Source organism: Amycolatopsis sp. NPDC058340, from assembly GCF_042723975.1.
GTDB lineage: Bacteria > Actinomycetota > Actinomycetes > Mycobacteriales > Pseudonocardiaceae > Amycolatopsis.
This window is the reverse complement of record NZ_JBHXIB010000015.1, coordinates 1-20,223: the sequence shown is the minus strand read 5'-3', so window position 1 is coordinate 20,223 and position 20,223 is coordinate 1. Positions and strand designations below refer to the sequence as shown.

Below are 20,223 nucleotides of genomic sequence, written 5' to 3'. Positions count from 1 at the left end.
CGTCCACCGGCCCACTTTCCGACTCAGTGTGGAGCTCGATATGACTTCTTCCCTTCGCCATGTCCTGATCGCCGCCATGACCGTGACGCTGGTCGCCGCGGGCGCGGCGCCCGCGAGCGCGGACACGAATTCGGTGTACGCCTCCTCTTCACCGCTTCCCGCCGGCGAAAACGGCGACATCGTCAAGTCCCAACCCTCGACCTACAACGGGGCGAAATCGACCCGGATCCAATATCTGTCACGGGACAACAAGGACAAGCAGGTCGCGGTGAGCGGCACCGTTCTGGTGCCGGACAAACCGTGGAACGGTCCCGGCGAACGGCCGATCGTGGCCTACGCGCCCTTCACGTTCGGCATGGGACCGGACTGCGCCCCCTCGAAGACCCTCGCGGGCGAGGGTGCCTCGGACCTGGTCTCCGGTTTCCAGGGCGGGTTCGTCAACGCGTTGCTTGGCGCCGGGTTCGCCGTGGCGCAGACCGACTACATCGGGCCGTGGGTGGAAGGCAGCGGCGACCACCAGTACGTCGTCCGGTTGTCCGAGGCGCACACCGTGCTCGACGTCGTCCGCGCCGCGCAGCGGCTGCCCGGAACCGGTCTGCCCGCCGACGGCCCGGTGGGCATCGCCGGCTACTCCGAGGGCGGCAGTGCCGCCGCGGCCGCCGCCGAACTGGCCGCCACCTACGCGCCCGAATTGAACGTCAAGGGCGTCTATTCCGGCGCGCCGCCCGCGGACAAGGCGGCGCTTTCGAAATCGCTCGACGGCGGAATGTATTTCGGGTTCCTCGGCTACGCGCTGATCGGCATCAACCAGGCCTACCCCGAGGCCAAACTGATGAACCTGGCCAACCCGACCGGCGCCGAACTGTTCCTGCAGGCCCGCCAGACCTGCACCATGAACGCGGTCCTCCAGTTCATGTACAAGCAGTCCAGCTCGCTGACCAAGGAGGGCAAGCCGGTGTCGGCCTACCTGTCCCAGCCGCCGTTCGACGCGATCGTGGCGGAGAACCGGATCGGCACGATCAAACCCGCCATGCCGGTCCTGGTCGAACAGAGCCCGATGGACGACGTCATCCCGGCCGCCGTCGGCAAGCAGATGGCGAAGGACTGGTGCGGCAAGGGCGCCAACGTCCAGTGGAAGGACTTGCCGACCCTCACGCCGTTCTTCTCCCACGCGCTGGGCATGACGGCCGCGTCCACCAACGCCGCCGAGTGGTTGAAGAGCGTGTTCAACGGGCAGGCGGGCGACGGCAACTGCGGCCGGTTCTGACCCACCCCTCGTGAGTGGCAAGGACGGTTAGAACCGTCCTTGCCACTCACGAGGCGCTGTCGTCAGCTGTTACGCGGGAACCCGAGGTTCACCCCGCCCTGCGAAGGATCGGGCCACCGCGAGGTGACGACCTTCGTCCGCGTGAAGAAGTGGAACCCTTCCGGCCCGTAGGCGTGGCTGTCCCCGAACAGCGAGTCCTTCCACCCGCCGAACGAGTAGTAGCCGACCGGCACCGGGATCGGCACGTTCACGCCGACCATCCCGACCTCGACCTCGTTCTGGAACCGCCGCGCGGCCCGCCCGTCGTTGGTGAAGATCGCGGTGCCGTTGCCGTAGGGGTTGGCGTTGATCAGCTCCAGCGCCGCGTCGTAGCCCTCGGCCCGCGCGACCGCCAGCACCGGCCCGAAGATCTCGTCGGTGTACACGGACATGTCCGGGGTGACCTGGTCGAACAGTGTCGGGCCGAGCCAGAAGCCGCCGTCCTCGCCGTCGACCTCGATGCCGCGGCCGTCGACGACGAGCCGGGCGCCCGCTTCGACACCGGCCTCCACATAGGACTCGACGCGTTCGTGGTGGGCGGCGGTGACGAGCGGCCCCATCTCCGAGGTGGGCCGCATGCCGTCGCCGACACGGAGCCGCTTGATCCGCTCGGCGATCTTCGCGACCAGTTCGTCGCCGACCGGGTCGACCGCGACCACGACCGAAACCGCCATGCACCGCTCCCCCGCCGAGCCGAAGCCCGCGGACACGGCCGCGTCGGCGGCGAGGTCGAGGTCGGCGTCCGGGAGGACGACCATGTGGTTCTTCGCGCCGCCGAGCGCCTGCACGCGTTTCCCGTGCCTGGTCCCGGTTTCGTAGACGTACTTCGCGATCGGCGTCGAGCCGACGAACGAGATCGCCTTGACGTCGCGGTGTTCCAGCAGCCCGTCGACGGCCACCTTGTCGCCGTGCAGGACGTTGAGGACACCGTCGGGCAGGCCCGCCTCGGCGAACAGTTCCGCGATGAACACGGCCGCGGACGGATCCTTCTCGCTCGGTTTGAGCACGACGGTGTTGCCGCAGGCGAGCGCGTTCGGCACGAACCACAGCGGGACCATCGCCGGGAAGTTGAACGGCGAGATCACGCCGACCACGCCGAGCGGCTGCGAGATCGAGTACACGTCGACGCCGGTCGAGGCGTTCTCGCTGAAGCCGCCTTTGAGCATCTGTGCCGCGCCACAGGCGTACTCGACGTTCTCGATCGCGCGCGCGACCTCGCCCGCGGCGTCGGATTCGACCTTGCCGTGTTCGCTGGTGACGATCTTCGCCAGTTCGTGCCGCCGCGCCGAAAGCAGCTCACGGAAGGCGAACAGCACTCGCGTCCGCCCGGCCAGCGACGTCCCGCGCCAGCCCGGCAGCGCGCGGGACGCGGCCGCGACGGCGGCGTCGACGTCGTCCTGCGCCGCGAAGGCGACCTTCGCCCGCACCTGGCCGGTGGCCGGATCGAACACGTCACCGGATCGTTCGCTCACGCCTTCGCACGGTTTGCCGTCAATCCAGTGGTTGATGCGGTCGGTCACGGTTCCGCCTTCCTGGTCCTGATACCTGCTCCCGGTCGAGTCTGGGTGCGCGCGCCACACCGACGCCATCGTCAACGTGTACGGACTCCCGGTCCCGCCCGTACAGTCTGTCTCCAGCGTTGTCGAACCGGGTGGGAGGCCGATGTACCCGACCGTCGCCGAGGTGCTCGCGCTGCCGGTGCTGCGTCAGGGCAGGCCCCATGTGGTGGCGGGGGCGGCGGGGCTGGACGCGCCGGTCCGCTGGGCGCACGTCGCCGAGGTCGCGGACATCGCCCCGTTGCTGCGGGGCGGGGAACTCGTGCTCACCACCGGGGTCGCGCTGCCCGACGACGGCGCCGCGCTGGCCCGCTACGTCGGCGACCTGGCGGGTGTCGGGGTCGCCGGGATCGTCGTCGAACTGGTCCGGCATTGGAGTGAGAAGCTGCCGCCCGCGCTGGTCGACGCCGCGGACCGCCACGGTGTCCCGCTGATCACCCTTTCGCGCGAGACGCGGTTCGTGTCGGTCACCGAGGCGGTTAACGGGCTGATCGTCGACGCCCAGGTCGACGAACTGCGCGCGGCCGAGCGGGTCCACGAGACCTTCACCGCGCTGACGGTCGCCGGCGCCGAGCCGGGCGACATCCTGCGTGAGGTCGCGAGGCTCACCGAACACCCCGTCGTGCTGGAGACGCTGTCGCACGAGGTCCTCGCCTACGACACGGCGGGGACCGACCCCGGCGAACTGCTGCCCGGCTGGCCGTCCCGGTCGCGGCCGGTGCAGGTCGGCGAGCGGACCGGCTACCACCAGGGCGCGGGCTGGCTGATCACCGTGGTCGGCGCGCGCGGGCACGACTGGGGACGGCTGGTCGTCGTCTGCGGGGATCCGCCGCCGCACCGGCACGTCGTGGTCGCCGAACGTGCCGCGTCCGCGCTCGCGGTCCACCGGCTGGTCGCCAAGGACACCGACAGCCTCGAACGCCAGGCGCACCGCGCGATCCTGACCGAACTGCTGGCGAACCCGGTGCCGCCCGCCGAACTGACCGCGCGGGCCTCCGCGCTGGGTGTCCCGCTGACCGGACGGCTGCTGGTCGGGGTCGCCGTGCGGCCCCGGATCACCGTGACCGCCAAGACCGCGCAGTCCACCCCGGTGCTGCTGCGGGAACTCGCGGAGGCGACCGTGCTCGCCGCGCGGCACGCCAAGGTGTCCGCACTGGTCGCCACCGACGACACCCAGGTGCGCGCGCTGATCGCGCTCTCCCCGGAAGCCGGGGTCGACGCGGTACTGAGGCGGCTGGCCACCGACGTCCACGAGGCCCGCGCCGGCGCGCCCGCCGTGGTCGCGGTCGGGACCACGGGGAGCGGACCGGCCGAAGCACGGCGGACACTCGTCGAAGCCGCGCAGGTCGCCGCCGCCGCGCTCAGCGAGAACGTCGAACGGGTGGTCCACCGGCTCGACGACGTCCGGTTGCGCGGACTGCTGCACCTGCTGGCGGGCGACGAACGGATCACCGCGTTCGCCGCCCGGGAGCTCGGCCCGCTGCTGAGCCGGGACGCCGCGCAGGGCAGCAGACTCGTTCAGGCGTTGAGGCATTACTGCGAGCACGGCGGCAACAAGTCCGCGGCGGCCGCCGCCGCGCACACCTCCCGCACCGCGTACTACCAGCAGCTGGCCCGGATCGAGCAGGTACTGGGCGTGCGGCTCGAAGATCCGGAGTCGATGCTCTCGCTTTATGTCGCTTTGCTCGCCCACGACATCCGAAATGCCGACGACCACACGTCCGGGTGAGCAAATCTCACCCGAGCGTGGAACACAGTGATCGGGCCACGTCAGCCGATAGGGTTGATATGGCTTTCTTCGAACCGATCGGCGCCTGCGTGCTCACGTTGGCCTGTCTGGCCCCGGCGCAACCCGCCGAATCCACGTTTCAGCTGACCAGCCACGACACCAGGGGCCGGATCGGCACCGTCTCGCTCACCTGCGAGCCCACCGGGGGTTCCCACCCCACCCGCGGGAACGCCTGCGGCAAACTGTCCGAAGTGGACGGAAAGTTCGACAAGCTCCGCCCTGAACCCCGGGCGTGCACCCTCGAATACTCGCCGGTGGACGTCTCGGCGGTCGGCAAATGGCGCGGTGAACCGGTCACCTTCCGCACCTCGTACGCCAACCGTTGCGTCGCCGACGCCGAGTCGGCGGGCGTCTTCACCTTCTGACCCGGAAATCGTTGCCACGAAGGACTTCTGTCCGATGAGGCCGTCGTGGCACAGGTGACCGCCGGACCTCCCCCTCGGTGGCCCGGCGGCGCCGTTCACCGCCGCCTTGATCGCCCTCACCCCCAAGAGGGCGATCAAGGCCGTGGGTCACGGCTCAAGGACGGGTCAGGTACCGGCAGCCGATCCCGTCCTTCGCGGTAACGGGGGTCTGACGCGCGAGGGACCGGCTCAGGTTCCATTCGCGCCAATCATCTTCCGGGATTCCTCGGACGACCGGTCCGAGCACACAGGACCGCAGCGGCTCGGGCAGCCGGTCCGCCGACGGCACCACGTCGGCGGAAAACCGTGAGAGGTAACCGGTGTCGAGCGTCTTGCCGTGCGTGAGGCGGTCGATGTTGCGATCGGCGATGAACCGTTCCGGATCGAGCACGGCCAGCCCGAGCAGCGCCGCGACGGCGGCCCCGATGGCCGCGCGCGGCAGCCAGGCCGACCTCAGCGGGATCAGGGACGCGAGCACCAGCAGGAAGATCAGCCCGATCCAGAGTTCGCAGACCTCCACGAGCAGCCGCAGCACGGTGAACCCGTACGCCTGCTGGTATGTCCACATGCGACTCAACGCCGACGCGACCAGCACCAGGCTGAGCACGCTCAACGCGCCGAGCAGCCCGCGCTGCCAGGCACGATCGGCCACCGAGGTCTTCGGCGCCCAGCGCAACGCGGCGGCGACCAGCAGCAGGGTCAGCACGGTGATGGCGGAGAGCTGCCAGAACCCGCTCCTGGCGTACTCGGCGGCCGTCAGACCGCTCGTGGCCAGGAGGTATTCGGTGCCGCCGAACAACACGACCAGGCGGACCGCGACGAAACTCGTGAACAGCAGCACCAGCACGCCCAGCGGCAACGTCCATTCGAGCCGGTGCGCGAGCCGTTTGCGCGGTGCGTCGTCGGCCGCGGGCAGCGGGGGCGCCGCCAGCAGGTAACACGCCCCGGTGACGGCGAACGCGGCCACCACGAACAGGAAACCCCAGCGCACGAAGGTCCCCGGGTTCAGCTCGGGGATCACCGCGTCGACGACGCTCGCGAACGCGGCGTCCGCGCCCCGCAACAGCGGCACGAACACCAGCAACAGCACGGCGCTCGCCAGCACCGGCACCAGGAACCTCGGCCGCGTCCGGCCTTCCTGTTTCTTGCCGAGCTTCGTGAGCCCGCGTCCGATCCACGGGATCGAAAGCAGCGCCTCGATGGGGACCGCGAAGACGTCGTAAATGATCGTGTTCACGGTGCGTTTCCCGACCACCGCGAGGGACCCGGCGACGAAGGCCGCCAGCACGCACAACACGTTCAGCCACACCGAGGCGCGGAACATCCCGACCGCGAGCAAACCGAGGGCTGCCGCCGCCCACACCGCGTTGACCAGCCTGAAATGTGGTTCGGCGTCGCCGCGGGCGCGCTTGTCGGCGAAGTAGACAGCCGCCGCGAAGGCGAGCCCTGCCACGAACCAGCCCGCTCCGGGGTCGTCCGGCATGACGAACGCGGTGACGAGCCCGGCCGCGACCGCCGCGGGCAGCACGGAGGCGGGCAGCGGGATGATCGCCGACTTCGGCGGCACCCGTGGCCGCATCAGGATCGGCACCGGCGGCACCGGTGGGGCGGGCGGCAGGGTGGTCGTCGCCGAGGGCGGCGACGCGTGCGCCTGCTTCTCCTGATCTTCGCTCATCGAATCCTCCAGTTTGCGAAAGCACATACAGTTGGTCACGTGGGCTGAAAGCGTCCTTCGCCTCATCTCATGCGGTGAAGGACGCTTTCGCCCCGTCACATGCGGGGAAAGTCCCCTTCAGCCCCCCGCTAGGGAACGGGGATCACGACGCGGATGACACAGCCCGGCCGCCCCTCGGGGGTGACCACGGCGATGCTGCCGTCGTGCAGGTCGACCACCCACCGCGCGATCGCGAGGCCGAGGCCGGTGCCCCCGCCGCCCGCCCGCTCACCCCGGGTGAACCGCTCGAACACGCTGTCCCGCTCCCCCGGCGGGATCCCGGGGCCTTCGTCTTCGACCTCGATGACGACGTCGGCCTCGCGGGCCTCCGCCCGCACCCGGACCTGCCCCCCGGCGGGTCCGTGCCGGACGGCGTTGTCGAGCAGGTTGACCACGACCTGGTAGAGCCGGCCGCGGTCGGCGACGGCGGTCGCGCCGGGCGGCTGGACGTCGACGGAGAAGCACACTCCGCGCCCCGTGGCCCCGGCTTCGGCGGCGACCTCCTCCAGCAGCAGTTCGAGATCGAACTCCTCCAGCTGCAACGGGAAAGCACCCGCGTCGATCCGCGAGAGATCGAGGAGTTCCGAAACCAGCCTGCCGAGCCGCTCGGTCTGCTGCAGCGCGGTCTTCAACGTCGCCGGGTCGGGCTCGGCGACGCCGTCGACCAGGTTCTCCAGCACCCCGTTCAGCGCGGTGATCGGCGTGCGGAGCTCGTGGGAGACGTTCGCGATCAGCTCGCGGCGGCGCTGATCCGAGGCGTCGAGGTCGGCGGCCATCTGGTTGAAGGCGTGCGACAGCTCCCCGACCTCGTCGCGGGCGGTCGCCCGGACCCGGCGGGTGTAGTCGCCCTTGGCCATCGCCCGGGCCGCGGCGGTCATCTCCCGCAGCGGCCTGGTCATCCCGTGCGCCAGGATCTGCGACGTGACCACGGCCAGCACCATGGCGGCGATCGTGGTGCGCGGCGGCAGCCAGCCGATCTGCCAGTTGAAGAAGGCGAACGCGATCCCGCCCGACGACACCAGCAGGATCGCGAGCTTGAGCTTGATGGAGCGGACCGGGTCGAGCGGTCTCGGGAGCGCGTCGACGACGCGGCCGAGCAGCGGGCGGAGCTTCACGATCCCACCTCCAGGGCGTAGCCGACGCCGTGCACGGTGCGGATGAGGTCCGCGCCCAGTTTGCGGCGCAGCGCCTTGATGTGGCTGTCGACGGCGCGGGTGCCCGAACCGGTGCCCGCGACGTCCCAGTCCCAGACCTCGCTGAGCAGCCGTTCCCTCGGCTGCACCGCCCTCGGGCGTTTCGCGAAGTGGACGAGGAGGTCGAATTCGATCGGCGTCAGCTGGGCCTGGGTGCCCGCCCGCGTGACCCGCCGCTGGTCGACGTCGATTTCGAGGTCGCCGAGCACGATCTTCGTGCCCGCGTCCTCGCCCTCGGCGCGCGCGGACCGTTCGACCCGGCGCAGCAGCGCGTGCACCCGCGCCGAGAGCACCCGCATCGAGAACGGTTTGGTGAGGTAGTCGTCGGCGCCGACACCGAGGCCGATCAGCATGTCCGTCTCGTCCGACCGGGCGGTCAGCATGAGCACCGGGACCGGGCGGCGGGCCTGGATCCGGCGGCAGACCTCCAGCCCGTCGAATCCCGGCAGCATCACGTCGAGCACCACCAGGTCCGGCTCCCGTTCGGCGTCCGCCTCGACGCCGGAAGGCCCGTCGTGCGCCAGATCGACCGAGAATCCTTCGGCCCGCAAACGCGCGGCGATGCTCTCCGCGATGGTCACGTCGTCCTCGACGACCAGCACCCGGCGTCCTCCCAGTTCCATGGGGATGACTGTAGGCATCGGCCGTGGAGACCATCCGGGTGAGCTGTGGAGATCCTGTGGAGATGTTTCGGCCGGTTTGCCGGATCACTACGTCCGTATGTGTGACGCAGGTCATGCACTCGGACCCGTCGAGCGCAATCGACAGTCTGCGCTCCGACGCCATCAACAGTGAACAGTCTGCCAGTCCCACCCGCGCGGCGCGGGCGAGCACGATTCCGCAATGGAGCCGACGGCACGCGGTACGCAGCACGTGCATCCTGATGGCCGGGTGGAACTCGGCGAGGTCGAGTCCTTGAAGGACAGCCGCTTCTACAACGAAGAACTCGCCCCGGTCCCGGTCGAAAAGCGGACCTGGACCACCTACACCTACTTCGCGCTGTGGATGGGCATGGCGCACAACATCCCGTCCTACGCTCTCGCGGCCTCGCTGATCGCACTCGGCATGGACTGGGTCCAGGCACTGCTCACGATCACCATCGGCAACCTGATCGTGCTGATCCCGATGCTGCTCAACAGCCACGCCGGGACCAAGTACGGCATCCCGTTCCCGGTGTTCGCCCGCGCCTTCTTCGGGATGCGCGGCGCGAATCTGGCAGCGTTGCTGCGGGCGTTCATCGCGTGCGGCTGGTTCGGCATCCAGACCTGGGTCGGCGGCGAGGCGATCTACATCATCGTCGGGCGACTGGCCGGATCCGGCTGGAAGAACTCCACCGTCGTCCTCGGCCAGCACTGGACGCTGTGGCTCTCGTTCGGCCTCTTCTGGCTGTTCCAGATGCTCATCATCTGGCGCGGCATGGAGGCGGTCCGGAAGTTCGAGAACTGGACGGCGCCGCTGGTCTCGGTCGGCTTCCTGATCCTGCTGGGGTACGTGCTGATCAAGGCGGGCGGCCTCGGCCCGATCCTGGCCGAGCCCGGGAAACTCGGCTGGGGCCCGGACTTCTGGAAGGTGTTCGCCCCGGCGCTGATGGCGATGATCGCGTTCTGGTCGACGCTGTCGCTGAACATGCCGGACTTCACCCGGTTCGGCGGCAGCCAGGGCAAACAGATCCGCGGCCAGATCCTCGGCCTGCCGACCACGATGACGTTCATCGCGATCGTGGCCATCCTGACCACCTCGGGCGGCAGCGTCCTCTACGGCGAGCAGATCTGGGATCCGGCGAAACTGGCCGACCGGTTCGATTCCCCGGTCGTCGTGGTGGTCGCGCTGATCGCACTGGTGCTGGCGACCGTGTCGGCGAACCTCGCGGCCAACGTGGTCAGCCCGTCCTACGACTTCTCCAACGCCTTCCCGAAGAAGATCACCTTCGCGGTCGGAGGGCTGATCACGGGCATCATCGGGATCGTCATCCAGCCGTGGCGGCTCTACTCCGACCCGAACATTTACATCTTCGCGTGGCTCGGCTTCTACGGCGGCCTGCTCGGCGCCGTCGCCGGGGTGATGGTCGCCGGCTACTGGGTCGTCTACCGCACCAAGCTGCGCCTGCGGGATCTGTACACCGAACGCGGCGTCTACTGGTTCAACGGCGGCTGGAACTGGCGCGCGCTCGTCGCGACGCTGGTCGGCGCGGTGCTCGCGGTCGGCGGCGCGTACGGCGGGCCGTTCCCCGCCGACGGGCTGATCCCGTTCCTGAAACCCCTCTACGACTACAACTGGGTCGTCGGCCTGGCGGGCGCCTTCGTCGTCTACCTGCTGCTGTCCCTGCCCGAACGCAAGCGCACCACCGGAATCGAGGAGGATGCAAGTGAGCGACGTGGTCCGAGCCGGATTGATCCAGCAGCGGTGGACGGGTGACAAGGAGTCCATGATCGCGAATGCGGTCGATGCCATCGGCAAGGCCGCTTCGCAGGGCGCGCAGGTCGTCTGCCTGCAGGAGTTGTTCTACGGCCCGTATTTCTGCCAGGTGCAGGACACCGACTACTACTCCTACACCGAAGGCATCCCCGACGGGCCGACGACGAAGCTCATGCAGGAGGTCGCCGAACGGCACGGTGTCGTGCTGGTCGTCCCGATGTACGAGGTCGAGCAGCCCGGCGTGTACTACAACACCGCCGCGGTGATCGACGCGGACGGCACGTACCTCGGCAAGCACCGCAAGAACCACATCCCGCAGGTGAAGGGCTTCTGGGAGAAGTTCTACTTCCGGCCCGGGAACATGGGCTACCCGGTGTTCGACACCGCCGTCGGCCGCATCGGCGTCTACATCTGTTACGAGCGGCATTTCCCGGAGGGCTGGCGCGCGCTGGGCCTGGCCGGGGCGAAGATCGTGTTCAACCCCTCGGCGACCAGCCGGGGCCTGTCGGAGTACCTGTGGCGGCTGGAGCAGCCCGCGGCCGCCGTCGCGAACGAGTACTACGTCGGCACGATCAACCGGGTCGGCGTGGAACCCCTGGGCGACAACGACTTCTACGGCCAGTCGTATTTCGCGGATCCGCGCGGCCAGCTAGTCGGCGAAGCCGCGTCCGACACCGAGGAGGAGATCGTCGTCCGCGACCTCGACATGGGCAAGCTCGCGGAAGTGCGGGACCTGTGGGCCTTCTACCGGGACCGGCGGCCCGACAGCTACGGACCCCTCGCGGAGGCGTGATGACCACCCTCATCAGCGGCGGGCAGGTGCTGTCCACGGCGGGTGCTTCGGCGGCGGACGTCCTCGTCGACGGCGAGACGATCTCGGCCGTCGGCGCCCCCGGGACGCTCGGGCCCGCCGATTCGGTGATCGACGCCACAGGGAAGTACGTGCTGCCTGGCGGGATCGACGCGCACACCCATATGGAGATGCCGTTCGGCGGGACGCATTCCGTCGACACCTTCGGCACCGGCACGACGGCGGCGGCGTGGGGCGGGACGACCACGATCATCGATTTCGCCGTCCAGGCCAAGGGCACGTCCCTGCTGTCCACTATGGACAAATGGCACGAGAAGGCCGACGGCCACTGCGCCATCGACTACGGCTTCCACATGATCGTCTCCGACGTCAACGACTCTTCGTTGAAGGAGATGCAAGCCTGTGTCGACGGCGGGGTCGGCAGCTTCAAGATGTTCATGGCCTATCCGGGGGTGTTCTACTCCACGGACGGCGAGATCCTGCTGGCCATGCAGAAGGCGCGCGAGATCGGCGCGACGATCATGATGCACGCGGAGAACGGCATCGCGATCGACCAGCTGGCGGCGCAGGCGTTCGCCGCCGGGAAGATCGACCCGGTGCAGCACGGGCTCACCCGCCCGCCCGAACTGGAAGGCGAGGCGACCTCGCGCGCGATCCAGCTGGCCAAGGTGACCGGGGCGCCGCTGTACATCGTGCATCTCTCGGCGTCGCAGGCGCTGGCGGCGGTCGCGGAAGCGCGGGACGACGGGCAGAACGTCTTCGCGGAAACGTGTCCTCAGTATCTCTATCTGTCCATCGAGGACTTGGCGAAGCCCGATTTCGAGGGCTCGAAGTACGTCGCCTCTCCCCCGCTGCGAGAGAAGTCGCATCAGGCGGATCTGTGGCGAGGGCTGCGCACCAACGATCTCTCGGTGGTGTCGACGGATCACTGTCCCTTCTGTTTCAAGGACCAGAAGGAACTCGGCCGCGGCGACTTCCGCGCGATCCCCAACGGGATCCCCGGCGTCGAGCACCGGATGGACCTGCTGCACCAGGGTGTCGTGGCGGGCGAGCTCACCCTCGGCCGCTGGGTCGAGACCTGCTCGACCACCCCGGCGCGGATGTTCGGGCTGTACCCGCGCAAGGGCGTCATCGCGGCGGGTTCGGACGCGGACATCGTCGTCTACGACCCCGCGGCGAAGCAGACCCTTTCGGTCGAGACGCACCACATGAACGTGGACTACTCGGCTTACGAGGGGATGGAGATCACCGGCAAGGTCGAGACCGTGCTCTCGCGCGGGCGCGTGGTGGTGTCGCCGTCCGGTTTCTCGGGCAGTACGACGCACGGGAAATTCCTCTCGCGCGACCTCAACCAGTATCTGAATTGAGGGGTGGCCGTGGACTTCGGGATAGTGCTCCAGACCGATCCGCCCGCGCGCGATCTCGTGCGGCTGATGAAGGCCGCCGAGGACCAGGGGTTCCGCTACGGCTGGACCTTCGACTCGTGCGTGCTGTGGCAGGAACCGTTCGTCATCTACTCGCAGATCCTGGCGGCGACGTCGTCGATGATCGTGGGCCCGATGGTGACCAGCCCGGCCACGCGGGACTGGTCGGTGATGGCGTCGACCTTCGCCACGCTCAACGACATGTACGGCAACCGGACGGTGTGCGGAATCGGCCGCGGCGACTCGGCGCACCGGGTGGTGGGTATGCCACCGTCCACTTTGGCCACCGTGCGCGAGTGCATGCACGTGGTCAAGGAACTGGCCGAAGGACGGGAAGTCCTGTTACGGGACAAGCCGGTGCAGATCCCTTGGATCCGCAACGGCAGGCTCGAGATGTGGATGGCGGGATACGGGCCGAAGGCGCTGAAGACCGTCGGCGAACACGCCGACGGCTTCATCCTCCAGTGCGCCGACCCCGCGATCGCCCGGTGGACCATCGGTTCCGTCCGCGAGGCCGCTCGCGCGGCGGGGCGGGATCCGGCCGGGATCACGATCTGTCTCGCGGCCCCGGCATACGTCGGCGACGATCTGGCGCATCAGCGGGAACAGCTGCGCTGGTTCGGTGGGATGGTCGGCAACCATGTCGCGGATCTCGTGGCGCGGTACGGCGATTCCGGGCCGGTGCCGCACGAGCTGACCGACTACATCCGTGAGCGGCAGGGTTACGACTACTCGCACCACGGACGGGCGGGGAATCCGTCGACCGATTTCGTCCCGGACGAGATCGTGGACCGGTTCTGCCTGCTCGGGCCGTCTTCGGCGCACGTCGAACGGCTGGAGGAGCTGGCTTCGCTCGGGGTCGACCAGTTCTCGCTGTACCTGATGCACGACCAGCGCGAGGAAACCCTGAAGCGCTACGGCTCGGAGGTCATCAACCGGTGAAAAGCTCGTGAGTGGCAAGGACGGTTCTAACCGTCCTTGCCACTCACGAGACGTCACGCGAACCAGGTGGCGAGCGACTCCCGGAGGCCGTCGGCGTCGTCTCCCGCCCAGGCGACGTAGCCGTCCGGGCGGATCAGGAGGACGTCGGCGGGCCGGTCTTCGGCCTTCGCGGTGTGGACGTCCACGCGACCCTGCGCGAGTTCGCGGAGTTCCGGTCGGCCGGCGAGGTCGAGCAGGACCGGCCGCGCCGGACGCAGCAACCCGGCGACGCTGGTCGGGCCGTCGTCGGTCTCCAGGGAGAGATCCGGGACGAACGTGCCGGCGAGCGCGTGCGGGGAACCCGGCATCGGATAGCGCGTGTCGGTCCCGGCGACGTGGGAGGCCAGCCGTCGCGCGGCCTGCTCGTCGTCCAGCAGTTCCTGGAAGACCGCGCGCAGCGCTTCGGCGGCTTCGTCGTGCCCTCGCCGCAACGCGACCTGCGCCCGGGACTGCAGGAGCGCCCGCGCACCGGCGGCGTGCCGTTCCGCGTGATAGGTGTCCAACAGCCCTTCCGGCGCCCGGCCCTGGATCTCGGCGGCCAGCTTCCAGGCGAGGTTGACCGAGTCGGACATGCCGACGTTGATCGCCGTGCCGGTGGAGGGCAGCAGGTGGGCCGCGTCGCCCGCCAGCAGGATCCGGCCTTCGCGGTAGCGCTCGGCCTGGCGGGCGGAGAACTGGTAGCGCGAGAGCCGGACCGGTTCGCCCAGCGGGACGTCCCCGCCGAGCACGCGGCGGATGCTGTCCCCGAGTTCGGCCAGGGTCATCGGCACGTCGTCGTCGACCTCGCCGGGATCGTCCTCCGTGGTCTGGATGAACAGGATCCCCGGCGTCAGCGAACCGAGCGCGAAGACACCGCTGTCGGTGCGCGTGAAACCCGCCTTGATCCGGCCCAGCTCCGGCGTTTCGATGTCGCCGTCGTCGTGCACGGTCAGCCCCTCGGGGATCTTGACCTGCCCGATCCGGTTGACCTCGGGATAGGTGGTGCCGGGGAACCCGATCCCCGCCATCGACCGGACGGGACTGCGCCCGCCGTCGCAGCCGGCCAGATACGGGGCGGTGACCTCGTACGCCCCGTCCGGGCCGCGCACCTCGGCGGTCACCGACTCCTCGTCCTGGCGCAGCCCGACGACCTCGTGCCCGCGCCGCACTTCCGTGCCGAGCGCCGTGGCGTGCTCCTCCAGCAGCCGCTCCAGCGACTGCTGCCGGACCGACAGCGCCTTCAACGGCGGCTCGTCGAACCTGGTGAGGTCGACGTGCACCCCGCCGAAGGGGAAACGGTGCGGCGGCACGGGATCGGTGACGAGCCCTCGCACCTTCTCCAGCAAGCCGCGATAGTGCAGCAGGTCCAGGATCTGCCCGCTGAGGCCATGGGCCTTCGGAGTCTTCCCCTGTTCCGGCCGCCGTTCCAGGACCAGCGGGCGCGCACCGGCCAGCCGCAGTTCGGCGGCCAGCATCAGACCGGTCGGGCCGGCACCCACGATGATCACGTCGACGTCCGTCAAATCTTCACTCCTGTTCGGCCTGTTCTGGCTACGGCCGAGGATTCTGCGGTATCACCGGGGTCTTGCCGCAAGCCCCCCGGTGCGCTATATGTTGAACATGGAGGGGCGTACCCCACCATTTTTCCGGGTACGAGCACCAGGGATCGCGCGCCCGCGAGGCGAGACGCTGGCCTGGTGACCAGAATCCGCATCGCCACTGTGCTCACTCTCACCGCGCTCGCCGCCGTCACGCTCACGCCCGCGGCCTCGGCCGCGCCGAAGGGGCTCGCCTGGGGGCCCTGCCCGTCCGGCTCGCCACCGGGCTACGACTGCGCCGAGATCGAGGTCCCGTTGTCCTATCAGGACCCCGGCGGACCTCGGATCACCATCGCGCTCGGCCGTCTTCCCGCGACCGACCGGAAGCACAAACGCGGCACCCTCTTCACCAATCCCGGCGGCCCCGGCAATCCCGGCCGCTTCACCAAGTTCCAGACCGCGGCGCTGCACCGGCAGTTCGACATCGTCGGCTTCGACCCGCGTGGCGTCGGCGCCAGCACGCCGGTCCGCTGCTTCACGTCCGATGCCGAGACCGAGCCGCTCAAACGGGTTCTGGGGAACTTCCCGATCACCGCCGAGCAGGAGACCCGGCATTTCGCCGACGTCCGCGAGGTCGCCGCGTCCTGCGGCCGCAACGGCGGGCCCTTGCTGAACCATCTGTCGACCGCGAACGTCGCCAGGGACCTCGACAGGCTGCGCGAAGCCGCCGGCGAGCCCCGGTTGCGCTACTACGGCCTTTCCTACGGCACCTATCTCGGCGAGGTGTACGCCAACCTGTTCCCGCATCGCGTCGGCGCCTTGGCACTGGACGCCGTCGACGATCCGATCGCCTGGTCCACCGGGCATCGCCCGGAGGACGCGAACGTCCCGTTCAGCACCAGGCTCGGCGGCTTCCGGGACGCGGACCGCGCGCTCCAGGCGTTCCTCGACGCGTGCGCGGCCGACACCCGGTGCGCGTTCCGCGAACCCGGGACCGATCTGCGGGCCAAGTACGACGCGCTCCTCGACCGGCTCGAAGCCACGCCGGGACCGATCACCTACCAGGAGGTCATCCGGCGTACCCACAACGCGCTCACCGACGAGGCCCGCTCCCCCGCGCTGGCGGAATTCCTCCAGTCCGCGACGAAACCCGCCGCGGCCATCGCGACCCCTTTCGATTCAGCGATGGGTGGCGGCGGGACGGTCTGCGCGGACACCACGAACCCGCGTGACCCGGCCGCCTGGCCTCGCGCGGCCAAGGCGAGTGACCGGGAAAGCCGCGGATTCGGTTCGTACGACGCGTATCTCTCCCTGCCGTGCGCCTTCTGGCCCGCCGCCGATCCGGCGCGGTACACGGGACCGTGGAACCGGCCGACCGCGCCGATCCTGTTGCTCGCCAACGGCAAGGGCGACCCGGAAACCCCGTACGCCGGGGCGAAGCGCACCGAACGCATCCTCGGCAACGCCCGGCTCCTGACGCTGGACGCCTGGGGACACGGCGCCGCGAACCGCAGCGCGTGTGTCGACGCGGCGCTCGACGCCTATCTGGCCCATGGCCGTCTTCCGGAGCGCGGCACCGTCTGCGCCCCGGATCACGCGCCTTTCGACGCCCGATAGGCGAGGGGCCGTGTCCTCGCCGGCGAGGACACGGCCCCGACCACGTGGCTCCCCCTCAGTCGAGCAAGGCTTGATAAACCAGGTTCCTCAATTCGACGCGGATGGGGTAGGTGGAAGAGGGCAGCAACTGGGTGAAGAACAGGACCGTGACGTCCTCGTCCGGATCGACCCAGAACGCGGTGCTCGCCGCGCCGCCCCAGGCGAACTCCCCGGCGCTGGCGAGGGTCTTCGCCTTCACCGGGTCGTCGAGCACGGAGAAGCCCAGCCCGAAGCCGAAACCGTGGTACGGCGCCTCGGAGAACCCTGTCCGTCCGCAGGTCTCCAGGTCCACGCCGCCGGGCAGGTGGTTGGTCGCCATGAGCCGGAGCGTGCGCGGGCCGAGCAGGCGGACACCGTCGAGTTCGCCGCCGCGCACCAGCATCTGGGTGAAGCGGTGGAAGTCGCCGGCGGTGGAGACCAGCCCGCCGCCGCCGGAGAAGCACGTCGGGGTGACCCGGCCGAGGGCGCCCATCTCGTCGTGACGGAACGGCGCCTTGGTGACCGGATGCGGCACGTAGAGCGCGGCCAGCCGGTCGAGATCGCCGGCGGCGGCCTGGAAACCCGTCTCGTGCATGCCGAGCGGCGTGAAGATCCGCTCGGCGAAGAAGACGTCGAGCGGCTGACCGGAGACGACCTCGATCAGCCTGCCGAGGATGTCCGTCGCGACCGAATAGTTCCATTCCGAACCCGGCTCGAACAGCAGCGGCAGCCGCGCGATCGCCTCGGAAACGCCCGCCAGATCGAGTCCCGGCGCGGTGCCGAAGTCGAAGCCCGCGTCGCGGTAGACCGCGTCGACCGGATGCGTGCGGTGGAACCCGTAGGTGAGCCCCGCCGTGTGGGTGAGCAGATGCCAGAGCCGGATCGGTTCGGTGGCGGGCACGGTCGCCTGCTTCAACGACGATCCGCCGGCGAAGACCTGCGGCTCCGAGAACTCCGGGAGCCAGCGGGCGATCGGATCCTTGAGATCGATGCGCCCCTCTTCGACGAGCATCATCGCGGCGACCGACGTGACCGGCTTGGTCATCGAGTAGACACGCCAGATGGTGTCGGTCTCGACCGGCAGCCCGGCCTCGATGTCACGCTGCCCGTTCGCCGCGAGATGCGCGACCTTCCCGTTCCTGGTCACCACGGCCAGGTAGCCGGGAAGCCGGTTCCGCTCCAGGTATCCGTCGAAATGCTTGTCGATCCGTCGCAGCCGCTCCGCGTCGAAACCCACCTCGGCCGGGTCGACGTCCACCTTCAGCTCGATCATGCGACCGAGGCTACGCGTTCCGCTCGGCCTGTTTCTCCAGTCGCCACGCCTCGTCGGTCTTCCCGATCCGCCAGTAGCCGGAGATCGACAGCAGGTCACGCCGCATCCCCCGGTCGTCCAGCAGATGACGCCGCAGGTCACGGACGAACCCGGCCTCGCCGTGGACGAACGCCTGCACGACACCTTCACGCCACTCGAGCGAGCGGACGGCGGCCGCGAGATCGTCGCCCCGGCTCCGGTGCAGCCAGGTGATCCGCGCGTCGCCCTTGGTGGTCAGCGACTGCTCTTCGGCGGCGTCCTCCACGAGGACGAACGCGTGCACGGGAACACCCGCCGGCATCGCCTCGAGGGAAGCGGCGATCGCCGGCAGGGCGCTCTCGTCACCGGCCAGCAGATGCCAGTCCGCCTCCTCGCCCGGCGCGTACGCCCCGCCGGGCCCGGAGATCAGCAGCTCGTCGCCGGGTTTCGCGGCGGCGGCCCACGGCCCGGCGACACCGTCGTCACCGTGGTGGACGAAGTCGAGCACCAATTCGCCGAGATTCGCGTCGAACGCGCGGACGGTGTAAGAGCGCATCCGCGGCCACTGCTCGCGCGGCAGCTCCTCGCGGACACGCGCCAGGTCGAACGGCTCGGGATAGGTGACGCCGGGCACCCGGAAGTGCACCTTGACGTAGGCGTCGGTGAAGTCGTTGGGCCGGAACGAGGCGATCCCTTCGCCCCCGGCGACGATCCGGACCATATGCGGGGTGATCCGCTCGGTGCGCAGCACACGCAACGGGATCGCCGACACCGCCCTCCGCGCCTCGGCCATGCACACTCCCTTTCCTTGGTTAGGTGAACCTAACCGAGGGTACGCCTCCCGCCGCCGGGACGGGGTAGGTCTCCCATCATCCGATCAAAGCGGAACGCGGACCACACCGGAGATATCGACCAGGAGCTCTCACGAAGCCTTCGCGGCCGGATCGCTCACCCGGGTGTTCTGGAACGACGCGACGCGCCAGCCGCCGGACTCCTCCACGAGCACGTACGTCAGCGTCGATTCACGGCCCGGCTCCGGCTTCCCTCCCGACAGCGACGACCCGCCGCCGGACACGACGATCGCGACGTCCGGCCGGACGAACCGCACCTTGGGCTCGCCGCCGCCCGCCTGCAGCTTCGATCCCCTCAGCGGCCCCTCGAACAGCGACCGGTGCGCGCTTTCGATCATCGCCCGGCCGGGCATGTTCATCCCGAAAAAGGTCACGTAGTCGGCGTCTTCGGTGAAGAGCGACGCGTACGCGGCCGCGTCGCCGTCATTCCACGCGTCGGCGAGCTTGCCCAGCACGGCGAGGACTTCGGTCTGTCGTCCGGTCATGATTTCCTCCAGTTGACGAACGCTGTTCGTTTAACGAACACCGTTCTACAGGCGAACGGTGTTCGCGTCAAGTAGAGTTCCCGGCGAACCCCGGATCAGGAGGCGAACGAAGTGAGCAGGCCCCGGCGTCGCGCCGAGAAACCCGTGCTGTCCCAGGAGCTCGTGGTGAAGACGGCACTGGACCTCCTCGCCGCCGAGGGGCTGGAGGCGGTGAGCATGCGGCGCGTGGCCCAGGCGCTGGAGACCGGTCCGGCGTCGCTCTACGCCCACGTGGCGAACAAGGAAGAGCTCCACGAGCTGATGGTCGACCACGTCCTCGCCTTCGGCCCGTTCCCCGCACCCGACCCGGATCGCTGGGTCGAACAGGCGAAGGAGCTGCTGCGCGACAACGTTCGCGCGCTGACGTCGGTCCCCGGGATCGCCAAGATCGCGTGGGCGATCCCGGTCCCGGTAGGCGCGAACGCCTTGCAACAGGCCGAAGCGATGCTCGCGGTGCTGCGCGCGGGCGGCCTCGACCTCAAGCGGGCCCTGTTCGCAGCCGACGCTTTATGGCTCTACGCCAAGGCTTTCGCCTACGAAGGCGCGGGCTGGCAACACGGCGACATCGACCTGGCCGAACAGGAGGAACGCGGCAAGCGGATGGTCGAGTACATGACGTCGTTCCCGCCCGGCGCCTTCCCGAACCTGCTGGCCGCGGGTGAGTACTTCACCGCGGAGACCGCGCAGGAACGCTTCGAGTTCGCCATCGACCTCTTCCTGCGCGGCCTCGTGAGTGGTAAGGACGGTTAGAACCGTCCATTACACTAAAGAGGCTAAGAGCAGTTCGACCGCGGCCGCGTACTTCGGCACCA

Annotated in this window: 17 protein-coding genes; 9 read left to right on the top strand and 8 right to left on the bottom strand. The window is 69.3% G+C overall.

What is annotated here, in order from left to right; translation table 11 throughout:
* The first annotated feature begins 40 nt into the window (after positions 1-40).
* Positions 41-1,267, top strand: coding sequence for a lipase family protein (locus ACFWIW_RS19160; protein WP_378369645.1), 1,227 nt, complete (start codon positions 41-43; stop codon positions 1,265-1,267).
* 62 nt (positions 1,268-1,329) lie between these two features.
* On the opposite strand, the gene ACFWIW_RS19155 is transcribed toward ACFWIW_RS19160, so the two are convergent.
* Positions 1,330-2,826, bottom strand: coding sequence for a CoA-acylating methylmalonate-semialdehyde dehydrogenase (locus ACFWIW_RS19155; protein WP_378369644.1), 1,497 nt, complete (start codon positions 2,824-2,826; stop codon positions 1,330-1,332).
* Between the two features lie 142 nt (positions 2,827-2,968).
* On the opposite strand from ACFWIW_RS19155, the gene ACFWIW_RS19150 reads away from it, so the two are divergent.
* Positions 2,969-4,591: a PucR family transcriptional regulator gene (locus ACFWIW_RS19150; protein WP_378369643.1), complete on the top strand. Its 1,623-nt coding sequence runs from the start codon at positions 2,969-2,971 to the stop codon at positions 4,589-4,591.
* Positions 4,592-4,650: 59 nt separating this feature from the next.
* A complete protein-coding gene (locus ACFWIW_RS19145) occupies positions 4,651-5,016 on the top strand; it encodes an SSI family serine proteinase inhibitor (protein ID WP_378369642.1) in 366 nt (121 codons plus the stop codon).
* 154 nt (positions 5,017-5,170) lie between these two features.
* Here the strand turns inward: ACFWIW_RS19145 and ACFWIW_RS19140 are convergent, their stop codons facing one another.
* The 3 genes from ACFWIW_RS19140 to ACFWIW_RS19130 form a co-directional block, all read right to left on the bottom strand.
* On the bottom strand, positions 5,171-6,730 hold the full coding sequence (locus ACFWIW_RS19140; protein ID WP_378369641.1) for a DUF4153 domain-containing protein: 1,560 nt from the start codon (positions 6,728-6,730) through the stop codon (positions 5,171-5,173).
* A gap of 128 nt (positions 6,731-6,858) precedes the next feature.
* Positions 6,859-7,884 (bottom strand): HAMP domain-containing sensor histidine kinase, encoded by a 1,026-nt coding sequence (locus ACFWIW_RS19135; RefSeq protein ID WP_240594530.1) that lies wholly within the window; start codon positions 7,882-7,884, stop codon positions 6,859-6,861.
* Positions 7,881-8,564 (bottom strand): response regulator transcription factor, encoded by a 684-nt coding sequence (locus tag ACFWIW_RS19130; RefSeq protein WP_038524060.1) that lies wholly within the window; start codon positions 8,562-8,564, stop codon positions 7,881-7,883. Before ACFWIW_RS19130 ends, ACFWIW_RS19135 begins: the two co-directional genes overlap by 4 nt.
* 241 nt (positions 8,565-8,805) lie before the next feature.
* Between ACFWIW_RS19130 and ACFWIW_RS19125 the strand changes: the two genes are divergently transcribed.
* Genes ACFWIW_RS19125 through ACFWIW_RS19110 form a run of 4 tightly spaced genes read left to right on the top strand, consistent with a single transcriptional unit; the run spans position 8,806 to position 13,554 of the window.
* Positions 8,806-10,377: an NCS1 family nucleobase:cation symporter-1 gene (locus ACFWIW_RS19125; protein WP_378369640.1), complete on the top strand. Its 1,572-nt coding sequence runs from the start codon at positions 8,806-8,808 to the stop codon at positions 10,375-10,377.
* On the top strand, positions 10,328-11,170 hold the full coding sequence (locus ACFWIW_RS19120) for a nitrilase-related carbon-nitrogen hydrolase (RefSeq protein WP_073846488.1): 843 nt from the start codon (positions 10,328-10,330) through the stop codon (positions 11,168-11,170). Before ACFWIW_RS19125 ends, ACFWIW_RS19120 begins: the two co-directional genes overlap by 50 nt.
* Positions 11,170-12,555 carry a dihydropyrimidinase gene (gene hydA, locus ACFWIW_RS19115; RefSeq protein ID WP_378369639.1) on the top strand — a complete coding sequence of 462 codons (1,386 nt, stop codon included), beginning with the start codon at positions 11,170-11,172 and terminating at the stop codon, positions 12,553-12,555. The genes ACFWIW_RS19120 and hydA overlap by 1 nt, the downstream gene beginning before the upstream one ends.
* Before the next feature lie 9 nt (positions 12,556-12,564).
* Complete coding sequence (locus ACFWIW_RS19110) at positions 12,565-13,554, top strand: TIGR03842 family LLM class F420-dependent oxidoreductase (protein ID WP_038517097.1); 990 nt, start codon at positions 12,565-12,567, stop codon at positions 13,552-13,554.
* 53 nt (positions 13,555-13,607) lie between these two features.
* Here ACFWIW_RS19110 and ACFWIW_RS19105 read toward each other — a convergent pair whose 3' ends face one another.
* Positions 13,608-15,095 (bottom strand): FAD-dependent monooxygenase, encoded by a 1,488-nt coding sequence (locus tag ACFWIW_RS19105; RefSeq protein ID WP_378369638.1) that lies wholly within the window; start codon positions 15,093-15,095, stop codon positions 13,608-13,610.
* 174 nt (positions 15,096-15,269) lie between these two features.
* Between ACFWIW_RS19105 and ACFWIW_RS19100 the strand changes: the two genes are divergently transcribed.
* Positions 15,270-16,727, top strand: coding sequence for an alpha/beta hydrolase (locus ACFWIW_RS19100; protein WP_378369637.1), 1,458 nt, complete (start codon positions 15,270-15,272; stop codon positions 16,725-16,727).
* A gap of 55 nt (positions 16,728-16,782) precedes the next feature.
* On the opposite strand, the gene ACFWIW_RS19095 is transcribed toward ACFWIW_RS19100, so the two are convergent.
* The 3 genes from ACFWIW_RS19095 to ACFWIW_RS19085 form a co-directional block, all read right to left on the bottom strand.
* Positions 16,783-18,018 (bottom strand): serine hydrolase domain-containing protein, encoded by a 1,236-nt coding sequence (locus ACFWIW_RS19095; RefSeq protein ID WP_378369636.1) that lies wholly within the window; start codon positions 18,016-18,018, stop codon positions 16,783-16,785.
* Between the two features lie 10 nt (positions 18,019-18,028).
* On the bottom strand, positions 18,029-18,829 hold the full coding sequence (locus tag ACFWIW_RS19090; RefSeq protein WP_378369635.1) for a siderophore-interacting protein: 801 nt from the start codon (positions 18,827-18,829) through the stop codon (positions 18,029-18,031).
* A 129-nt stretch (positions 18,830-18,958) separates the two neighbouring features.
* The gene (locus ACFWIW_RS19085) at positions 18,959-19,372 is read right to left on the bottom strand and encodes an SgcJ/EcaC family oxidoreductase (RefSeq protein ID WP_378369634.1); all 414 of its coding nucleotides are present in this window, start codon (positions 19,370-19,372) and stop codon (positions 18,959-18,961) included.
* A gap of 111 nt (positions 19,373-19,483) precedes the next feature.
* On the opposite strand from ACFWIW_RS19085, the gene ACFWIW_RS19080 reads away from it, so the two are divergent.
* Positions 19,484-20,161, top strand: a complete 678-nt coding sequence (locus tag ACFWIW_RS19080) for a TetR/AcrR family transcriptional regulator (protein ID WP_378369633.1) — start codon at positions 19,484-19,486, stop codon at positions 20,159-20,161.
* Positions 20,162-20,223: the final 62 nt, after the last annotated feature.